Annotated in this window: 10 protein-coding genes; 3 read left to right on the forward strand and 7 right to left on the reverse strand. The window is 37.7% G+C overall.

Going from position 1 to position 21,754, the window contains the following annotated elements:
- The 7 genes from BMY56_RS14900 to BMY56_RS14930 all read right to left on the reverse strand — a co-directional run.
- A partial coding sequence (locus BMY56_RS14900) for a malectin domain-containing carbohydrate-binding protein (protein ID WP_143057830.1) occupies positions 1 to 13,687 on the reverse strand: 13,687 nt, incomplete at its 3' end.
- A 745-nt stretch (positions 13,688 to 14,432) separates the two neighbouring features.
- Positions 14,433 to 14,963 (reverse strand): 1-acyl-sn-glycerol-3-phosphate acyltransferase, encoded by a 531-nt coding sequence (locus tag BMY56_RS14905; RefSeq protein ID WP_091625984.1) that lies wholly within the window; start codon positions 14,961 to 14,963, stop codon positions 14,433 to 14,435.
- 61 nt (positions 14,964 to 15,024) lie between these two features.
- On the reverse strand, positions 15,025 to 16,152 hold the full coding sequence (locus tag BMY56_RS14910) for an iron-containing alcohol dehydrogenase family protein (protein ID WP_091625987.1): 1,128 nt from the start codon (positions 16,150 to 16,152) through the stop codon (positions 15,025 to 15,027).
- A gap of 5 nt (positions 16,153 to 16,157) precedes the next feature.
- Positions 16,158 to 16,856: an HAD family hydrolase gene (locus BMY56_RS14915; RefSeq protein WP_091625990.1), complete on the reverse strand. Its 699-nt coding sequence runs from the start codon at positions 16,854 to 16,856 to the stop codon at positions 16,158 to 16,160.
- Complete coding sequence (gene kdsB / locus BMY56_RS14920; RefSeq protein WP_177170987.1) at positions 16,847 to 17,560, reverse strand: 3-deoxy-manno-octulosonate cytidylyltransferase; 714 nt, start codon at positions 17,558 to 17,560, stop codon at positions 16,847 to 16,849. Before kdsB ends, BMY56_RS14915 begins: the two co-directional genes overlap by 10 nt.
- Before the next feature lie 26 nt (positions 17,561 to 17,586).
- Complete coding sequence (locus tag BMY56_RS14925; protein WP_091625995.1) at positions 17,587 to 18,156, reverse strand: DUF4126 domain-containing protein; 570 nt, start codon at positions 18,154 to 18,156, stop codon at positions 17,587 to 17,589.
- 62 nt (positions 18,157 to 18,218) lie between these two features.
- Positions 18,219 to 19,652, reverse strand: coding sequence for an ATP-dependent DNA helicase (locus BMY56_RS14930; RefSeq protein ID WP_091625997.1), 1,434 nt, complete (start codon positions 19,650 to 19,652; stop codon positions 18,219 to 18,221).
- A gap of 101 nt (positions 19,653 to 19,753) precedes the next feature.
- Here BMY56_RS14930 and BMY56_RS14935 point away from each other — a divergent pair, with 101 nt between their 5' ends.
- From BMY56_RS14935 to BMY56_RS14945, 3 genes are read left to right on the forward strand one after another with little or no spacing between them, the layout of a single operon-like run.
- Entirely contained in the window at positions 19,754 to 20,404 is a 651-nt protein-coding gene (locus BMY56_RS14935) for a hypothetical protein (protein ID WP_091626000.1), read from the forward strand.
- A complete protein-coding gene (locus BMY56_RS14940) occupies positions 20,382 to 21,218 on the forward strand; it encodes a DUF3822 family protein (RefSeq protein ID WP_091626003.1) in 837 nt (278 codons plus the stop codon). Before BMY56_RS14935 ends, BMY56_RS14940 begins: the two co-directional genes overlap by 23 nt.
- Complete coding sequence (locus BMY56_RS14945; protein WP_091626005.1) at positions 21,218 to 21,754, forward strand: RsmD family RNA methyltransferase; 537 nt, start codon at positions 21,218 to 21,220, stop codon at positions 21,752 to 21,754. The genes BMY56_RS14940 and BMY56_RS14945 overlap by 1 nt, the downstream gene beginning before the upstream one ends.

The raw sequence follows: 21,754 nt of genomic DNA on the forward strand, positions 1-21,754 counted from the left end.
TACCACTTGTTATATTGGCACTTGCAACCGCTACCGGTAATTCGTTGGCACTGTTGCCTATTATTTCTATCGCCGAAAGCTTAGGCTCGTTCACACCGTCAGATCCCTGTGCATCAAAGTTCATGTTCAATACACCATCGGTGATGGTCACAGGGAACGTTCTTGTCGTTACCGTCTGTGTACCTACCGTTGCGTTTATATCAAAATCGTCAAGCACGGTCGCCCCTTCTATAACAACGTCGAATACACGTCTGTTGGCCCCACCAAGGGTACTGCCGCCAGTGGCGCCCCAATAGATCTCGGCAAAATGTAACGTTATCTCATAATTACCGTTGGCCAATGGAATAGTATAACCAAAGGTCGGTGGAGATGCACTGCGCTCCGTCCTATATAAAGGCGGTACCTGAGCAGACGCGTTCGTGAACGACTTACCGCCGACCGAATACTGGTCAGCAACATAGTCCTCGCCCTGGTACACCAAGGCAGGTCCACCCGCATTGATACGTAGAGCGAAATTATTGACAATTGGTTCCTTAGCCTCTATTTCACTTGATACACTATTCGTTAAACTTTCTGAATCAGTAACGGTTAATTTTACGGTAAAGAAACCAGGTGCATCATAAGTGTGATTTACAATCTCCTCCGTTGATGTTGTACCATCTCCAAAATCCCACAAATAGCTAATACTACCTTCCAAATCACTTGAATCACTGGCGCTAAAGTTAAACTCCAATGAATTAACACCGGCAACAGGCGTAATTGTAGCCGATGCAATTGGTGCTGTATTTAGTGGCGCCGATACCGTAATGGTTTTCGTAGCACTATCGAATAAACCTTCAGTGTCTGTAACTGTTAATACAACAGTATATTGACCTGCCGAAGTGAAAGTATAACTTGGGTTAATTTCTGTTGATGTTCCTAATCCGTCACCGAAATTCCAATTATAATTTAGACTTCCCGGATTCTCATCACTAGAATTAGCTCCAGTAAATTCAACGAACAATGCTGCCTGACCTGATTCTATAGTAGACTCTAAAACTGCAACTGGTGCTTGATTTTCTGCCGCAATCGTTAAACTAACAGTAGCTGTTGCGGTTAATCCTGATTCGTCTTCTATAATATACATAAAACTATCGGCACCTACATAATCTAAATTTGGTGTATATAGTACCGCCAAACCACCTTCTTGAATTACAGCTTGCCCATTTAAAGGAGTGTCTATTGAAGTAATTGTAAAGGCTTGATCGTTTGGTTCAGAATCATTAGTTAACAATTCATCCAATAGTGTCTCCACATTTTGAAAAAGTGTTACTTCATCATCTTGTGCAACTGGAGGTAAATTGATAAGTATATTCAAAGATGTAGTGGTCTGTAAACCATTTAAATCTATTGCAGAAACAACAACCTCAACGCTTACAGGTGCATCTATAGCTGGTGTTCCAGAAAGAATTCCGCTCAGGGCATCAATTTTCACCCAACTAGGCAAGTTACCTTGTGCGTTAGACACTGAGTATGTTAAAATGTTACCTGGATAACCAGAATCAAAAGATTCAGAAATATCGAGTGAAAATTCTTCACCTACATTAACAAATAGATTTTCTATTGGCAATGAAGTAGGCACACCTTCAGGACGGATATTTATGAAATAGAACGTATTATCATTCCAATCACAATTTGCGGAGCCAGCTCCGCAACCATCTGCTATAAAGTCCATTACGGCTATATATTCATTAGGTATAACATCTCCGTTCTTATCAATCACCTTGTATAACCTAAGACCCAATAATTCTTGACCTGTAGAACTGGTTCTTCCAGATGTATTTTGACCTGAAACATCGATTCTAAAAGGCGTATCAATTAAGGTCGCAGTATCAAAATTAATAGTATTTCCTTTTTTAGGTAGTAAGGTTTGATACCAATTAGCATCGTGTGAGAAATTAATTCCTCCTACAACATTTCCATCATTCTCGCCAATAAACTTTGCCCCATTAGAACCAGGACCTCCATGTAAAGCGGATAACTGAATTCCAATTACCGGTTTAGTAGGATCTGCCTGAACAAAATTACTGGACAAAATCATATCACCCTCATAACCTGCATCAATATTCTCAGGATTTGGAAAATTCGAACTTGGATTTGTTGTGGGACTAGGTACTACATTACCATCGTCATTTACAAAACTCAACATACTAGTTTGAAAACCAAAGGCATCAAAAACTTGTTGCGCATTAATCTCATCACCCCCTTCTGGTTGAGGTGAATAGGCACCATGTAACGTAGCCATATTTTCTATGGCATTATCGGCATTGGAGACAATTTCAATATTCTCAACGAAAATTCCATTATTAGTAGTACTTGTACCTCCAATAAAAGTAACATCAACATCAACATAACTATCAACTGGTATTGAAAAATCAGGCCCAGCTATTTGCATACCGGTAGCATCAAACAATTCAAAGGAATAATCATTATCATCAGAGACGATAACTTCATCCACTATAAGTACACCTGTACCTGTATTGTTTAATCGCATGACATTTGAGTCATGAACCAATGCCGCACCAGGATTTCCTAGTCGATGAAAGGTATAATAATCATCTGCAGGGAATCCTCTGTCCGTTCCTGGTACTTTGGTCATATTTTCAATGGCCAACAATGCTCCCGTTGCAGGATCTATTGTAAATTCATAAGTTTTATCGGAGCTATTGGCGTTATTATCAATGGCCGTTACCAGTAACGTATGAACACCTTCACCAACTACGTTAATCGGTGTGGTATAATTTACCAGAGTGTTGCCATCTAAACTATATTCCAAGCTTGCAATACCACCACTGCCACTCTCGTCGGTTGCAGATAAAGAAACCTCAACAGACCCACGATATGTATTCGGCGCACTTGAATTACCTTCAAAGCTGGCTACAATTGTTGGTGGAAGAATAGAAATATCCACTGGTGCCAATCTTATATAGCTCACCTTGGCGTTATCCCCATTTGGATTGAGCCCTAAACGTAAGATGCCGTCGGTTACTTCAACCAGTGAAGTGGACTCAAAAGGTTGATAATCAACTTGAGCAATCACACCTTCATTATAGTCTACTAAAGTGATACCATTTACATCTAAAACATGATTACTATCTGTATAATCAGGATCACCCGCAACCATTATATTCACAGAATATGTTCCGTTCGGAATATTTAAAAGCCAATCACGAGTTGGGAAACTTGCCGGAGTGTTATGTCCAATTATAGTAAAGGTTTTTACTAATACATCATCATTTGCCCCTGTATTCCTGTTTCTTGCATTCGCACCTGCATCAGCCGGTGTTGAAGTACCCGGTAGTACCCAACCATAGGTTAGATCGCCCAAGCTTGTATTTTGAATACCGTACGATAACCCAATATCGTCTATATACCCTATCGGAGAAACCTCTAAATCATCTGGATCCTGAAAGTTAAATTGATAGGTATAAACCAATTCATTGGTAATATTCAAATTGATCAGTATACTAGCCTCTTCATAATTTGGAGCAGTCGCCGTAATCGTTGCTTGGTAAGTACCTCTACTTAAATTAGAGATATCAACGCCTATATCAAATGGTGAATTTATATCGAACGAATTTGGTAATACAACCCAATTTTCACTGCTAAGCATTGTTATTTCTTGTGCAGTAATACCTCCATTTCTTGAAATTGAAAGTTGTTGGGATTGAACATCCAATTGATTTAGTGAAGCTACAAAGTCAAGATTTGATTTGTTAAAATTCAATGCCAATATACCATCTTCATAAGGAATCACATTATCTATTATAAACATATAATCTTGATAATCGCCATTTGATGCATCTTCAAATGCAACTAGGTAACTGTTCTCAATTATAGCACCCGATCTATCTTTATTAGGATAAATTCTTGTTCTATGGGCAACTTCTGTATTTATTGCATCTTCCGTATAATTGGTTCTATTGAACACATTAGATTCTACATATATTCCAAATACTGATCCTAAAGGATCAAAAACTGAGGCGCCATCTGAAATATCAGGATACAAGGTTTGGGCCTCTGGTAGCGTTCCATCCAAAATTCCGACTTCATTGGTAAGGATGCTACCATCATTTGTATACCAGCCAAAGGGGATTGTCTCTGCTGGCGAATAACGGCCAACTGGAATTATATTAACAGGTGCATCAGATGCCTTTACCCATCTTTCCACCTCAACTTCATCACCAACCGGATTTGGGTTAGTTCCATTCGAAAGGTTTGTCCATCCTACGTTGATTCCAATACCCAACGCATTAACGACATCTTGTAGAGGTGGTTCGTTTCCTCCTTCAAATCCTGATTTCTTTAATCCAAAAAGACCAATAGAGAAACTAGGGTTGGTACTATCATCACTTTGTACAACTAAACTTGCATCTTGATACCCAAGATTATTTCCATTGATATCCGGTGCGTAAGTAACCGTATAGGTTATACTTTCCCCTACTTCAATGCTCGCTACACCAGATGGTTGTACCTCATTAAATTGATCGGCAAAAGCACCCTCAATAGCAACCGATGAAATATTAAGAACTTCTGTTCCCGTATTACTTACCACTACCGATTTAGTTTCAGTTGTTGGACTTTGACCATTAGTAGTTATCTCAAAGACCAATTCATTGGGATCGGCCGCAATTTTTGGTAAACCACCAAAGGGTCTAATATTTCTAGCTATAACAACAACATCTTGATAGTCAAAACCAGAAATATGTTCTTCGGTTGCGATAATATAGGCGTTACTTTCACCAGGTAATTCATATACCCTTACATGATGTGGTATGGCTCCAGTAAATGTATTAAGTACATCTTCGCTGTACAATTGTCTATTATTAAAAGCCGGCCATCTACTGTAGAAGCCAAAAGTTCCAAGACCAGGGTCAAATTCAGTTGATCCTGTTATAGGTGCATTTAACGTTTGCCCATTGCTAGTTGGTGAATTGGAAATTGTAAATAGCTCATTGGTATTTATAGCATTTCCGCTTTCGTAATATCCAAAGGCAACTACAGGGTTACTGGTAGTAGGACCGTACACACTTAATAACTCTAAAGTTATTGGCGCATCTGTAGCTCTTTCAAATTTCTGAGACGAAATCTCGTCTCCCAACAAATCGTTATAGGCAGTCCCATTTGGCAGATCAAGTACATTTGTTGCTGGGTTGGTATCACCTACATTAATGACTCCATTACCTAGTTGGGTATCTAATACCCATTGTAAAGAAGGTTCATTTGCTCCTCCTGTTCCAGCTTTTCCTAAACCGGTCAATGCAATAACTACAGCCTCTGCACCTGTCCCTGAAATAGTCAACTCCGCATACTTAGGACCATTAGATGTTGGAGTAAATAAGACATTGAAAGATCCCGAAGATTGGGTATCAATACTTGAGGGCAGACCTGTAAATGAAAACTGATTACTGTTTACTCCTGTTATTTCAGCGGTAATACCGGATAATACGGCATTTCCTAAATTTGATATGATGATTTCTTCATTATAGTTACTTGAATTTGAAATCGCATCTCCAATTATTTCCTCCGTATTCAATACAATCAATGGTGTAGGAATGGCTTGATTACTTGGTTTCAATAGCACAATTTCATTACGAGCAAAGTCAGACACATAAATATTTCCGTTAGTAACATCCTCAACTAAATCTAAAGGGTCAGAAAAGCCACTAAAGCCAGGTATTCCTGTTTTAGCAGTTAGAATATCACCATTAGGCCCGTCTGGAACCAAGGCAATGATATCACTACCTCCACTGTACCGTACAACCAATATTGCTCCTTTTAAATTACCATTTTCTGCATTACTCTTATACTCAATAACACCATTTGGTGATTTGTTCAATTCAAAATCGAATGCTGCACCACGATAATTAATATCTGCTTGAACTCCATCATATACACCATTGTTAACATCAGCATCTCCACGGTTCAATACAAATTGACCAAGTAAAGGGTTGGGATGTCCATAAAAACCTAAATCTGTATTAGGGTCTATTCGGAACAACCAATCTTTTTGAACATTATTACTGTTTGAAGCCTGTATTACAGGAAATAATGATGGATTACTATGATCGTAAAAAGTACCGTCGGGTCTTCTAGTTCCATTAATCGATGCTGGGGCATTACTACCACCTGCTGTACCGTTGGTTGGAATATATAACTGTCCATTACTATGCCATACCAAATCATATGCATTACGAATACCTGTGGCAAATAAAGTTAATGGGGCATTTACATAAAAAGGATTATAGGTTCCATCGTCTGTGAATGTTTGACCATCTTCAATATACGTACCTACAGTAGAAGTTAAAGTCGGCGAATTTAAATTCACTGAATTTATTGCCGCTGGATCCATTGTTGTTTTCACATTCAATGGCCAATTTTGTTCTGGCAATTTGTCTAAATCAAGTCTAAGGTTGGCCGCTGATAAAAGTCTTTCCCTTCTATTTCCCCAAGCATTATCTGGTGCTCCTGCAGCACTATTACTTCCTTGGTTAAAATAGATTACTCTTGGCTCACCTGGCTTGAACGCCATACTATTGGTTAAATGATCCTTTTTAGATCTTGGCAATTGGGTCAATATCAAATCATGATTTTCAAGATTAGGACCTGTAAGCCTAGATAGATTACCGTCCCATGCAGGTGCTCCATTCAAGCCACCCGAATCATGGGTTAGGTACGCTATTAAATTAGATGCGGTAGCATTAGGGTCAAAAACTAGCCCAACCGAGGTTCTATTTGCATAATTACCTTGAGACGGACTCTTCCAATTATTCAGCGTTTCCTTGTTACTTAAAGTACCGTCTGTTTCAATGGTCCACCTATGGATATCACCACTGATGACCAAGCCATATAATTTATTATCTGGACCTATTGTAAGTGTAGAGTATTGAGCCCCATTGGCAACAGCACCCGAATTGGTAAAGGATACATTGTCCAAATCCGTAGTTGGACCGCCCCCACCAGAACTGCCGGTTGTAAATGTAGATTCGTAATAGTCAAAAGCTACCCCGGTATTATCTAAAACTCCATCAATAATGAACGTATAGATTGTATTTGGCTCCAAGGGTAAATTTGGGTCCAAATTAATGGCATCACCCCCTCCTGTTCCGTTTACGCCGGCCGCCAATGGGGTTGAACTTCCATTTTTGATTAATTTTACCGTAGTATTTGTAATAGTAGCATTATCCACACCAGAATTACCTATACCGTCAAAGTTTGGAAGGAATAAATTATTGGCAGAAATGTTCACGCCGGTTGAAACATTAATTGACCCATTAGTTGGGGTTGAACTAACCACTCTTGGTATTTGACTGCCACCATTAGCAGAAACAATTCGAATAGAATTAATTTTTGTATTGAAACCTCCTGTTGCATCAACGGTTAATTTACCATCAGAAACCAAGACTGTCGCAAACCCAGAAGTAAATCTTGTTGAAGCGCCAGCAACCCCAGTTGGGACGTAATTACTTACAAGACTAGTTCCTTCAACGTTAATGGTATGCAAAGGCGTTGTACCTGGACTATCAACGTCAGGATCACCTACACCTACAGTAACATTATATTGGCCATTGGGCACTTCTATTTCCCAAATACCTTCTTCAGACTCACCATTTGCACCACCTACATCACCATATTGCATATGCATTAAAGTGAATACTCGTAAATCATCATCATTATTTACGATATAATTTCTAATTCTACCATTTCGGGTTAGGTCTAATTCTACTGTACCATCCGTATTCATCCAGCCATAAATAAGGCCATTTCCTTTATCCCCATAGCCTAGACCATAGTCACGAACATAACCCGTTGGAGGTGCCGTGGCCCCATCAGAGAAATTAACATTTACCGCAAAGTCATTGTTTTCTTCAGTTATCTCTAACGAAATAACCAACTCGCCGTTTATATATCCCGCATCTGGCTGGTCTATAGCATATAAAGTAGTACTATAAGAACCTATCGGTAAATTAGCAGCTATACCTATTTCTAATGAACCTAAAGTAGGGTTTGAAGGTAAGACTAACCAATTGGCATCAGGGTCAGGAGATAAAATAACTACAGGGTTTCCTGTATTGGTAGATAATGTCACTGTTTTTGAAGTAATTAGACTTCCCACTGCTCCATTAAAGTTCAAAGAACTAACATCAAAACTTAATTGAGGTAATTCAGGTTCTGCCGTTATTTCAAATCGTTTGAAAATAGTACTGTAAGATTGATCTTCAGCAGCATTTCTATGTGAAGCAAAAATACCTGCAAAACCTAACAATGCATTGGAATCTGCTAGATTATACGAAGTGCCTGAAAAATAATTTGTCGGCACAGCTAGCGAACTACCTCCACCATCTGAAACTAACACCTCGGTTGCATCATTAATGGCATAATATGCACTTACCGTATTACTTAATGGGTCTAGTTCTAAGCGCAGACTCAATTCATCACCTGGATTAGATGGAATATTTGCTGTGTTAATTTCCAAATAGGCCGTAGCTGCCGTGGTATTATCCATATTCTCTACCTGCAACTGAATCTTTCTAGAGGCATCACCGGTTTTGAATACAACAAGTTTAATGATATGGTCCTCATCCAGTCCATACCATAATCCCGATTGTTGAGCACTATTACCGGCGCTTAACGAAAAATCTGGAATTAATAAGGATGTTGAAATATTAAAAATTACCCCAGGTACGTCAATACCTATCCCTAATGCATTCATTTGAGAGTTTGTGTTGGCACTGTTTGGGGTACCCTGACTAGAAAGCTGACTATAAAATAATCCTTTTGTACTTGTTACAGTAAGGCCATCAATACTTTGAGAAATTAAACTAGCTGCATAACCAGGTACATTGACATCTGCAATAGCATCGTCACCAGCAAGTCTTGCACTAGGCTCCAAAACCATGGTGAAACCTGACTTTGAAAGATTACCGTTATCCGAAGAGAAATCAATAGCCAATGGAATGCTTTGCTCAATCTGATCACAGTCTAAAGTACTTAAAGGACTACAGAATAACTCTGTTTCATTAATTTCTTCTGTTACTACCTGAGTATAATCTGTACTTAAACGAACAGGACCAATCTTACCGTTATTCGCCGTACTGGTAGAGCTGATAAATATTCTTGCCAACTTTGGTGTACCTGATGCCGTTTGAGAAGCGGAAGCATCTATCCAAGTATTATCTCCTTCGGCTAAAGTTGGTGTAATAGTGTACTGATAACTAATAGTGCTGGCACCATCCCATACCCCTTTTACAACAAATTGCAATAATTGGTCGGGGGCTATGGCTGTTTGTCCCATATTGGACCCTGAACCTGCGAGGCCTAAACGTGCAACAAAACCACCGTAATTCCCAATAATTTGTCGAACCCATCCGGCGCCGGCTACTCCCCCGTCATCATCAACACGAATAGCTACCCGAATTCTATTTCCATCACTTGCACCTAATTGTGTTACTTTAAAATAAGTCCCATAATAAAACGGCACATTAGCTTCTAAAGAAACAGGAGCGTCTATTAGTTTTTGGAAATCATGTACTGCAATAGCACTCGCACTGTTTATTTCCAAAGAATGTGTTGTATTTGGAGTAAGTCCTTCTTCAAGTACTGGTATTCCTGCCAATCCCTCATCTCCAGATTGCTTAAGCCAGTCTCCATTTGATAGGGCAACTAAGTCTCCTGTGGAAGGAGTAAAGACATCAAAGTCTTCGATAAAGGCGAAATCTACTATAGGCGGAACAACTATATCTTCTTCCACGTTTATCGTCATATCCGCACTGGTCGCATCTATCCCGTCGCTTACCTCTACCGTAAGCGTATATTGTGGCGTTACCGCATAATCTAGTAAGCTCACTGTGGTAATCTCTCCGGAATCCGGATCAATCGCGAAGTCCCCGTTCCCTGCGGTAATGGCATAGGTAAGGTCGGCTACATCCGTATCCGCATCCGTAGCTACAACCGTACCTACTGCATCCCCGATCGCAGCTAACTCTGAAACCTCAAAAGTTTGCGCCGATACTACCGGGGGTTGTGCGACAGTCGAAGCTGCTTCTACACTAAAGTCTTCAAAGGTTGCGGTAAACTGGCTACCTGCTCTATGTGTTGCAAAAATACCTGCAAAGGAAACATTGTCCTGACCCCCAGCCACATTGATATCACGTCCGATAAAATAATTAGCTGGAAGCGATAAAGTTCCTAAAGAAGTTCTGGCTCCAGTTCCTATAGTATAAAAAGCCTCTACCGTAAAGGCTGTTGGATCGATCACCATCTCCAAAACAACATCCGCTCCAGAGGCGCCTACATTGGCATCTTGAAGCTGATCCGTTGTATTGTTTTCCGAAATACCGGCTCGTTCCGCACGGAGTTCTACATTATCGTTGTTGACATTTAGCTTGACAAAGTTATCCTCATCAAAACCATACCAGATACCGGCTTGAGCAGAATTTGCACCGGTAGTTATACCTAAGAGGGTAGTTTTTATGGTAATAGTCTCCGATAAATTATCCAAACCAACTCCTAGTGTATTGATTTGATTGTTATTGTTATTACTAGCCGGAGGATTTAAATATGCAATCCCTCCTTGTGATAAAATTGCCAATGTTCCTCCACCTAAAGTAAGTAAGGATGGCTCATACCCATTTAGTCGTGCATCAGAAATAGCAATATCTCCAGCTCTTCTCGCCTCCGAATTTTCTAAAACCGCCGTGAAGCCTGTCCCGGAAGTGTTCGTATCAAATATCGTATTGGGTACCGCTGTAGAAAAATCTAAGTTTACCGGTAAAGTCACCACTACTTCTTCACATGGAAGAATACTTAAAGGATTACATACATCGGTAAGATCTATGGTCATATCCGCACTGGTCGCATCTATCCCGTCGCTTACCTCTACCGTAAGCGTATATTGTGGCGTTACCGCATAATCTAGTAAGCTCACTGTGGTAATCTCTCCGGAATCCGGATCAATCGCGAAGTCCCCGTTCCCTGAGGTAATAGCATAGGTAAGGTCGGCCACATCCGTATCCGCATCCGTAGCCACAACCGTACCTACTACATCCCCGATCGCAGCTAACTCTGAAACCTCAAAAGTTTGCGCCAATACTACTGGGGGTTGTGCGGCTATAACTTCTTCCGTAATGGTTACAGTCCATTCTTGTTCTGTAGTTTCATCTTCTGCCGTTACCGTGTAGGTAGCCAATCCATCGTCTAAATCAGCATTAGTCCCAGAAACTGGATCTATGGTTGCACCATCGGATAGGTTAATCGTGGGAGATAGCGTGGTTAAAACAGTGCCATTGGCTACTTCTATGCTTATTTCATGGTTTGTGGCATCGATAATCGCGTCACCTGTTTGTTCTACCAATACAAAAGACAGTATGTCCGTTTGATCACTCTGAGCAACTTGAAGTATCTCAATAGCCTGTACTATACCATTGTTTATAGATGCTAAAAAGTCGATATTAAGTTCCTCATCGGTAACTTCCACATCAAAACTCAATATGGCCAGTCCACCTTTTCCATAAGTAGCAAACAAATCCAAATTATCAATTAAAACATCGCCTTCAAAGGAAACGTCAAATATTCTGGTGTTTGCCGCTGTTTGGAAATTCTCTACCATATGTACGGCCACCGTATAGGTGCCATTGGCGATAGGAAAATTATAACTAAACTCGGGACCATATCTTCTAGGATAATACAAATCCTCATGTCCTCCCGGAACAGTATATGGCATATAAGATGTATTAGATACCGTTGTAGGCTGTGTTTCTACCAAGTAAGAAACATCTTCTGCCTGATACAAGTCTGCATCCTTTGTATATTCTGCACCAGCCACGTTCATTCGGAAAGGAGATGCTATAGGTACAATTGGCGCTTCTATCACCGTAAGATCGGCATCCAGGATAGCAGGAGTAAATCCTGCTGCTGTGGCTATTATTCTGGTATTTCTGGTATCTGCTGCAGCTAAGGTACTGGCATCAATCCCAAAGTTAAATTCTCCAGGAATATTTGTCGCTGGAAGACTTAACCAGTCGTTGAAGTTATCGGCAGTCGTGTTAACCGGATCATCTTCTATATTTAAAGCAATTGCCGTGGCTCCATCTCCAGAAAGGTTACTTAAAAAAGTAGCTGCTTCTCCGGCTGCTAAACTAGGACTGGCAGAATTGGGTGTAAAAGCCAATACCCCGTTTACGGGAGTTCCTGTACTTTCTGTTACTTCTATATGCGTGATCTTTGAATTAAAACCTCCTAAACCATTCATGGTTAAAGTACCATCGGTAACCTGTACAATCATAGTGGCTACTCTGGTCTCTGTACTATTGGGACGGAAGGCTGGTATAATTGTATAGCCTTCCAAGGTAGCGGTATGACGACTGTCTACATTCCCAGACCCCTTATCTCCCAAGCCTAAAGTAACCTCATAAATACCATTAGGAATTTCCAATTCCCAAAACAATTCGTTCTTTCTAGGTTGAGTATCTCCCCATCCAGCAATATTATCTCCTTGAAAATGCACCAGGGTACCTTCCAGTTTTTCTTGATTGGAAGCGGCGGCATATCCACCCCCTAAACGGTTTCTTCCAACTCCCCCATCACCCGAAACGTCTATCGGAGTTCCGTTGGATAATAATTTCCAGCCATAGCTCCCTTCCACAGGAGAAGCTGGAAAAGCCAGACCATAATCTACCAGATAACCCGCCGGTGCTTCTGTGCTGGCATCCTGGAAGTTTACATGCGCTTCAAAACCAATGGTAGGTACTACACTTTCTGCTATCCCAAAACTATCATAGGCAATTACCATAGAACCGCCTGTAGCCCTTCTTGTAGAAGTCATGATCCCAGCATAGGTTAATTCATCCGTTGCTCCATTAGCATCATGATCCACTCCTACTAAGAATTTAGCCGGCGCCGTAAGGAAATCTGTTGCGCCAGTTACCTGTATTTCTGCAGCTCCATCTAGAGAATAATACCCTGTAACGGAATTATCCGAAGGGTCTACGGAAATTCTAAAACTAATTGAAGTCACGCCACTAGTATTAAAATTGCTCGTATTAAGTTCGGCAATAGATAAATTAGTCGTGTTCCCTGTACCATCCCCTTGCTCTATGGCTAGCTGTATTTTTTGTTGGGTTGCATTACTTTTAACCAATACCAACTTAGCAAAATTATTCTCATTCAGACCAAACCAAATCCCCGTTTGCTGCGAACCACTATCAGGTGTCGTACCTGCAAAATTAGGTTGTGCTATAGTCGCTGTAATATCAATAACATTGGTGGAGGTGACAAAACCTACTCCTAAGGCATTCATTTGTGAATTAGTAAATGTACTTTGAGGTGATCCCGAAAGCTGACTAAAATTAATTCCATTGGTTGCTGTTACATTTAAAGCACCCCCAGAGAAATCCAAATTCGCGCTAATAAGTCCTAGAACATTGTCATCGTTTATTGCCTCGTCTGCCGTTAAAGGGGATGAAGGTGGATCTACCATGGTAAATCCCGTATTTAGTATGCCGCCATCCGTTCCATTAAAATTTAGCTGAATTGGAAGTGAGGTTACTATTTCATCGCAATCTACAGAACTAATTGGTGAACAAGGTGATTGGCCAATGCTAGTTAGATAGGAAAAAGCAAAAACAATCAGTAGGGTAATTTTTCTCATAGTACTTTAAATTTATGGATTGGTAGATAAGCTTTTATTTGGTTTTTGTTTGAAACAAGAAAACCTTGAAAATAGCAAAATCGCCTACTTTCAAGGTTTAGATATAAGTGATAAAAATGAACTACAGGTAAAAAAAATAATTTAAAAACCTGAGCCTTATATTGGTAAATTTTAATCATTCAGTAATATGGTTTTTACAAACCATAACTTACATAGGTTAATTTAAATTCGTAAGTGGGGTACGAAATAAATAACATCTTTGAAGGGGGAAATTTTAAACTTGAAAATCTAAAATCACAAAAAATATATTAATGACAAGGGTATGCATATAAGTTCGAAAAAAGGTGTCATGGTTTTTTATTACGGTAAAACGATTTTATTGATCGACAAAGGGTAGAATTTTATTGATCGATTAATTAAATCTTAATTGTAAACGATTAAATAGTATAATTCCAGTAAGAATTAAAATATTAAACTTGCCTTATTGTATTAGAAAAAAAGATGGAATTCCAAAATTATAAACAACCGATAAACCTTTGTTTTAAAATCAATAAAAAAATTAAATCGATCATCTTAACCTATTAATTAAATGACTTTGTATTTCCTCTTTATGAGAGGATGTTCTAGGTTTTATTTTTAATGATAAACAAAAAGTACTTCTAATCGATATAAAAAAAATTAATACTATAAAGGTAGAGACAAAGTAAACCTAATAAAGTTGAGGATTTTATTATTCAAGCAGCATTTATAAGTGCTTCCCTTCTACCCCTTCGTAAAAATCATGGTATTTTTTAAAATCTGCTTCTTGATCACCTGTAGGAATTAAAGGTTCAGAAATCTTTACTTCTTTTTTTCCATAATCAAATGCCACAAGCACAATAGGAACATTTGCCGTTTTCGCAATAAAATAAAAACCAGTCTTCCATCGCTCTACTTTTTTTCTTGTGCCTTCGGGAGATAATGCCAATCTAAACTTTTTCCGTTCGTTAAAAATTTGAGCTGTTGCCTTTACCGTATCATTGGTTTTTGTGCGATCTATGGGCGCACCACCTGTCCACCTAAAGAACCAACCGAAGGGTGAATCAAATAAACTTTTCTTACCGATATAGTTTATTTCTTCATTCCATACTTCTCGTACTAACAATCCTAAAAGAAAATCCCACCAACTCGTATGTGGCACTACTATAGCCACAAATTTATTCAAATGTGAAGGAAATTCTCCATTAAGTTTCCAACCAAGGATTTTGAAATAAATAAATTTTGCTATTTTCTGCATGATATGAATGTTCCGAATATATAGTAAGCTAATTGGGTAAATCTATTTAAGCTAGACTAAATTAAATCTTTTGATAAATAGCTTTTAGCTTTTTGACCGTTACTAACGACTTCCAATTTTTTCCTAAGGCATTTTCCCATAATGGTTCCATACCCATGGCGACAGATATCATTGTATCCATTTCAGATTCTGACAATTTAGTACAAACGCCTGTTGGTAATACAATTTGATGCTTTGAAAGCATTTTATTAAATAATACAACACCCTGAGGATAAAACTCTTCGAGATATTGAAAAACAAGGCAATTACCCAAACCGTGCTTAATTCCTAATACATATCCTAAACCATAACTCATTGCATGGGCCACACCTACTTGAGAATAGGCTATACTCATACCGCCATGCCAAGATGCCATCATAAGTTTTTCTCTACTATCAGACTCTGATATATCCTCAAGAAATACTTCTTTACAGAGCTCTAAAGATTTCTCCCCATAACTTTTACTGAAGGCATTTAAAAATGTTCCATTAAGTGATTCAATACAATGAATAAAACAATCCATACCTGTATAAAACCACTGTTCTTTTGGCACTCCTTTTGTTAATTCTGGGTCTAAAACAACTTGGTCAAATGTGGTAAAATCTGAATTTATACCTAATTTTTTTTCTGGACCCAAAAGCACCGTTGTTCTAGAAACTTCAGCACCCGTGCCACTAATTGTAGGTATACCGACATGGTAAATTGATTGCTTATGTACCAAGTCCCAACCTTGATATTCTGAAGCACTCCCCTTATTAGTTAACATGATAGCAACCGCTTTGGACAAGTCTAATAAAGTACCGCCCCCTATACCAATAATACCTGAAGGCAATTCAGTAAACTTCTCTCGGATCATACTGACCAAAGCATCTACTTGATTTGTTTTTGGCTCTTCCTCCGCTGAAATTAAAATGATTTGATCACAGAATATACTTGGAATTCGATTAATAAGCTCATTTCCTTCAAAAACATCATCTACCAAATATATCATGGGAGCTTCTGAATGCTTCCGTTTTGGCATTAAAATATCTCCGAGGGTATTGAAACTACCCTTACCATAGACCACTCTAGGTACCATCGGAAAATTTCGATATTCCTGCGAAGCTTTAGTTGGTATATTCTTCAATGCTATTTCTTTTTTTACTTCCATTAGTATTAAACATATTCCAGAATATCGGTCAAGGTAGAAATTGTCATGTAACCGTTATTCTCAATTGGTTCTTTTACTTCTTCATGTTCCCAAGTAGTATGAAAAGGTACATGTATGGCACGTGCTCCTATTTCTACCAAAGGCAACACATCAGATTTTAAAGAATTACCAATCATTAAAAACTCACTTGGCGATATCTGCAAATGCTCAAGTAAATCACTATAATTTTTCTCCTTTTTATCACTCAACACTTCAACATGATGAAAATACTCAGAAAGTCCGGATCTTTCTAATTTACGTTCTTGATCTAACAGGTCTCCTTTGGTTAAAACTATTAGTCGATATTTATCTTTCAAACTCTTCAAAACCTCTTCAACGCCATTTAATAACTCTACAGGCTTTGAAATCATCTCCTTTCCTAAATCTAACAAAGCGCCTATTGTTTTAGAAGAAACCTCATTATTTGATAGATCTAGGGCACATTCTATCATAGATAACATAAAACCCTTTATTCCATAGCCATACAAATCAAGATTTTTTATCTCTGTCCTAAATAACTCTTGGTCAATTTTATTCTTGGTCTCGTATTTTTCCAATAAATCTGCAAACTTATTCTCGGTGTCCCGAAAATAAGTTTCATTCACCCATAACGTATCATCGGCATCGAAACCAATAACATGTATTCCTTCAAAATTTATTTCCATGCGGCCTGTGCTTTTTTTAAATCTTCTGGTGTATCTATTTCAATTCCTTGAACATTAGTTTCTACCATTTTAATCTTCTTCCCATATTCTAAATAACGTATGGCTTCAATTTTTTCGGTTGCTTCTAATTGTAGCATTGGTAATCGTTGAAAATCCATCAAAGCACTTTTTCTAAATGCATATATTCCTTTATGCTTAAAATAGGTTGTGTTTGCGTTTTTGGCTCTGGGATAAGGTATTGGTGACCTCGAAAAATATAACGCGAAATTTCTATTATCAACTATAACTTTTACCGTATTTGGATTATTAATCTCTTCTTCATCGGTAATCTTAACCATTAGAGAGGCTAAATCGATTTCTTTATGAACATCACTTTCGAATACCTTTAATACACCTTCTAAACTTTCACGATCTGTAAAAGGTTCATCACCCTGTACATTTACAATAATATCAACATCCATTTGAATTACCGCCTCGGCAATACGATCACTACCACAATCATGTTCTGTTTTACTCATTATGGCCAAACCACCTTCTTTAACTATAGTATCATATATGATTTCACTATCGGTTACTACATAAACCTCATCGAATAATTTGGTTTGTATTGCAGCTTGATAGGTTCGTAAAATGACCGGTTTACCAGCCAAATCTTGCATTAATTTTGCAGGAAATCTCGACGCCGCATATCGGGCAGGAATCATTGCTATTATTTTCAACTAAATCTATTTTATGTTTTTGTTCTTGGACGAATGCTTCTATAAATCCTGAAAATTATTACCAAGATAATGATGACCAGTATCGCAGCCAATATCGGCGCAAAAATAGATGCTGCTGTTACTACCATCGCTGTACCTGTTTCGATAGTTGCATAGACAGGATTTGCCAAACCACCGGTTGTAGCGGTTGACGCCAATCTACCGGTTGCTCCTGCTCCTTTTATTGCGGTTGCCGTTCCACCACCAGCAATTATTGCTAATGACCATGTTATTACGGGATCTAAATCGGCAACAGTTGATACCATTACAGCAGTACCTGCTATGGCAGCTAAGGGTACTGCAATACTGTCTAATAAATTATCGAACCAAGGAATAAAATAAGCGAATATTTCTAATAAAGTGGCTAGACCTAAAGTTAGTACTGCCACCAAACTTCCTATCCACTGCCAATTTTCGTTTAAGTCCCAAACTCCAAAATAGGATGCTAAGCTCAATGCAAATAAGGGTAAAAAAACCCTAAATCCTACTGAAGCGGCTAATCCTATTCCTAAAAAAATACTTAAAATTGTTTCGGTTGCCATGCTATGATCTAAGTATAGATACAATAATTTCTTATATCCATAATCACTAAAATAATCTTTTATTAATCAACAAAAAAATCGTCTTTAAAGCCGATAAGATACAATTTGTTCTTTGCTCTGGTTACAGCTGTATATAACCATCGCAAATATTCTTTATCAATACCATTTGGCAGGTAGGGCTGTTCAACGAAAACCGTATTCCATTGACCTCCTTGCGATTTATGACAGGTGATAGCATATGAAAATTTAACTTGAAGTCCGTTAAAATATTTATTGTTCTTTACACCTAAGAATTTTTTATACTTAGAACTCTCATGAGCAAAGTCTTTCATAACTTCTTGGTAAAGCCTATTACCATCTTCATAAGATAATGAAGGTGACTCTGCCGCAATAGTATCTAATAATAAAACAGTTTCGAAAGGAGCCATATTTGGATAATCTACCATTTTAACTTTTACCTCTGCGAATTTAAAAGTGTAGATTTCTTTAATATCAAAAATTTCTAAAACTTCAATAATATCCCCATTGGCAATAAAGCCAGCTTCAGAACTTGGCTTAAGCCAATAATAATTATTCTTGACAACCATCATGAAATCGCCTACAGCTATATCATTTTCCAAGAATAATATTCTTTCTCGTATGTTCTGATTATATAGATTCGCTCTTTTATTAGACCTTACTATAAAAGCTGTTTCTTCTTTACCGTTCTCTGAATAAGAACTATCGATGGCTTCCTGTATCTCATTTCCATCAATTAATCTAACAATGTCTGTAAATGGGCTTACATCAAACTTAAAGTCATCGAAGAAATCTCCTTGCAATTGTTCTCTTAATAAAGTTGCATTGGCTAAAATCCCTGAATCGCCAGCTTGCCTTACTACCTCATTTAATTCTAATTGAATTACTTCCTTATTATAATTCAATGAAAGCTTATCAGCATCTAATGCCGGACTCAATACTAAATGTACAGGTGGTAATTGTGCTGTATCACCTATCAATAACAACTTACATTTATGGCCAGAATAAACGAACATCATTAAATCATCTAATAATGACCCATTTTCAAACAGTTTGGAATCGGCTGCTGTATCTGGTATCATTGATGCTTCATCTACAATAAACAAAGTATCTCTATGTTTGTTCGGCGCTAATACGAATTGTACTCCGCCTCCACTTTGCTTTTTTGGAAAATATATTTTTCGGTGGATGGTAAATGCTTGGGTATTTGAGTAATTAGACATTACTTTAGCTGCTCTACCAGTAGGAGCCATTAACACAGCTTTCTTCTGAACTTTCCAAAGACTATTCACCAAAGTACCTATTAATGTAGTCTTTCCTGTACCAGCATAACCTTTTAACAAAAAAACTTCATCTTTTATTGAAGACAATGTAAACTCTGCTAATTTTTGCAAAGCGACTGATTGTGTGGCAGTTGGCGTATGTGGAAATTTAGTTTCCAGTAAACTATAAAATGATGCGGGAGTTGTTGATTTCATGAGCCCTCAAAGATAAAGATGATTTTTAGGTCAAAAACTTTTACGATTAAAAAAAAATTGTAGATTTGTGAAGACCACTAAATTAAAATAACACATACAAAATGAAGACCATTATACAAATTGTACTTTGGGTTGGGTGTATCGCTTTAGGATACCTAATTTATAACTCCATCACTGGACCAATTAAGTTTAAAGAAGTAAAACAAGAGCGTTATTCTCAAGTAATAGCTAAATTAAAAGACATTCGAAATTCTCAAGATGCCTACAAAACTGTGAATGGCAAATACGCAAATGACTTTAATAGTCTTATTCGTTTTATCGATACCGGTAAATATGTAATTACCCAACAAAGAGATTCTTCTTTCATGGAATTCGATAAAGCATATGGTATCGATTTATTAAAAGAAGTAAAAATCATTGACACATTAGGATTCGTTTCTGTAAAAGATTCTCTATTCAAAAAAGATTCTAGATATAAAACTCTAATGGATGTACCTACTGCTCCAAATGGCGAAAAGTTCGAAATGAAAGCTGCTTTTGTTGATAAAAGTGGTTATAGAGCTCCTGTATTTGAAGCTAAGGTTGATAAAAATGTAATACTTTATGATCAGCCAAAAGATTTATTGGCACGTGAAAACGCAGCTTTAAGTGTTGAAGAAGTTAATGGACCATCGATTAGAGTTGGTTCTTTAGACGAAGTAAGTACCAGTGGTAACTGGCCTCCTATCTATGACAAGAAAAACGATCAATAACGCTTTAGATATAGCGGATAAAAATTTTAAGAAATTGTCCATTCAGGTTAGCTTGAATGGACTTTCTTTTTGTGTAACAGATACTGTTTTACAAAAATTACTATTTTCCGATAGTGTCGATTTCATAGAAGAAAAAAATCCCATGGTGGTTTTAGATGAATTGAAAAAAAAATTTCAAGAACATCAGCTTAACACAATGAAATTTGATGAAGTAGTTATTGTTCATCGAAATACTCTATTTGGTTTAGTGCCAAAATCATTATTCAACGCAGATCATCTTTTAGAATATCTTAAATTCAATGCTAAGGTTTTAGCTACAGATGTACTTTCTTACGATATTGTTGAAAACCATGAATTGGTTAATGTCTATGTACCTTACATGAACATTAATAATTATATCTATGAGCTTTTTGGAGAGTTTACCTATATGCACAACGGCACAGTTCTTTTGCAGTCATTAATGAATAACCAGACGCAAAATAATGAAACTATATGTTATGTTTACGTAAATAAGAATCAGTTAGATATTACTGTTCTTGACCAACGTAAATTACTACTTTACAATAGCTTTCTCTATGACACAAAGGAAGACTTTGCTTATTATCTTCTATTTGTTTTGGAACAGCTTGAATTAGACCCAAAAACCGCAGTGGTTAAACTTTTTGGATCTATTGAAGAAGATGACCCTATATTTCAATTATGTTTTTCCTATATTAAGAATATTAGCATCTTCGCGCCGTCTTCACCTCAACTAATAAAATTAGGTGAACCTGAATCGAAATCGATAGATTTCACCTTAATCAATACCATATAATGCGCATCATTTCAGGAAAACATAAAGGACGTAATTTACAAGCTCCAAAGAAATTACCCGTTAGGCCCACAAAAGATATGGCCAAAGAAAGCTTATTTAACATATTGAATAACAGTTATTATTTCCCAGATTTAAAAGTGTTAGACCTTTTTGCAGGCACGGGTAATATCAGTTATGAATTCGCATCCAGAGGCGTAAATGATATTCTAGCTATTGATGCTCACGCAGGCTGTATCGAGTTCATCGATAAGACAGTTTCGCTTTTAGATATGAACATTCGTACTTTAAAAAGCGATGTTTTCACCTTTTTGGAACGTAATAAAGAACAATTCGATATCATATTCGCTGACCCATTCTATGATATGGAACTTTCGGATTTTAAAATAATACCGCAATTAGTTTTTGAAAACGGAGTCTTATCAGAAGACGGAGTATTAATTATTGAGCATTCTAATCGTACTAGTTTGGCCGACTTACCTCATTACAAAAATTCTCGAAAATACGGTGGTAGTGTATTTAGCTTTTTTGAAAAATAA

It is taken from the genome of Maribacter orientalis (genome assembly GCF_900109345.1).
Lineage (GTDB): Bacteria > Bacteroidota > Bacteroidia > Flavobacteriales > Flavobacteriaceae > Maribacter > Maribacter orientalis.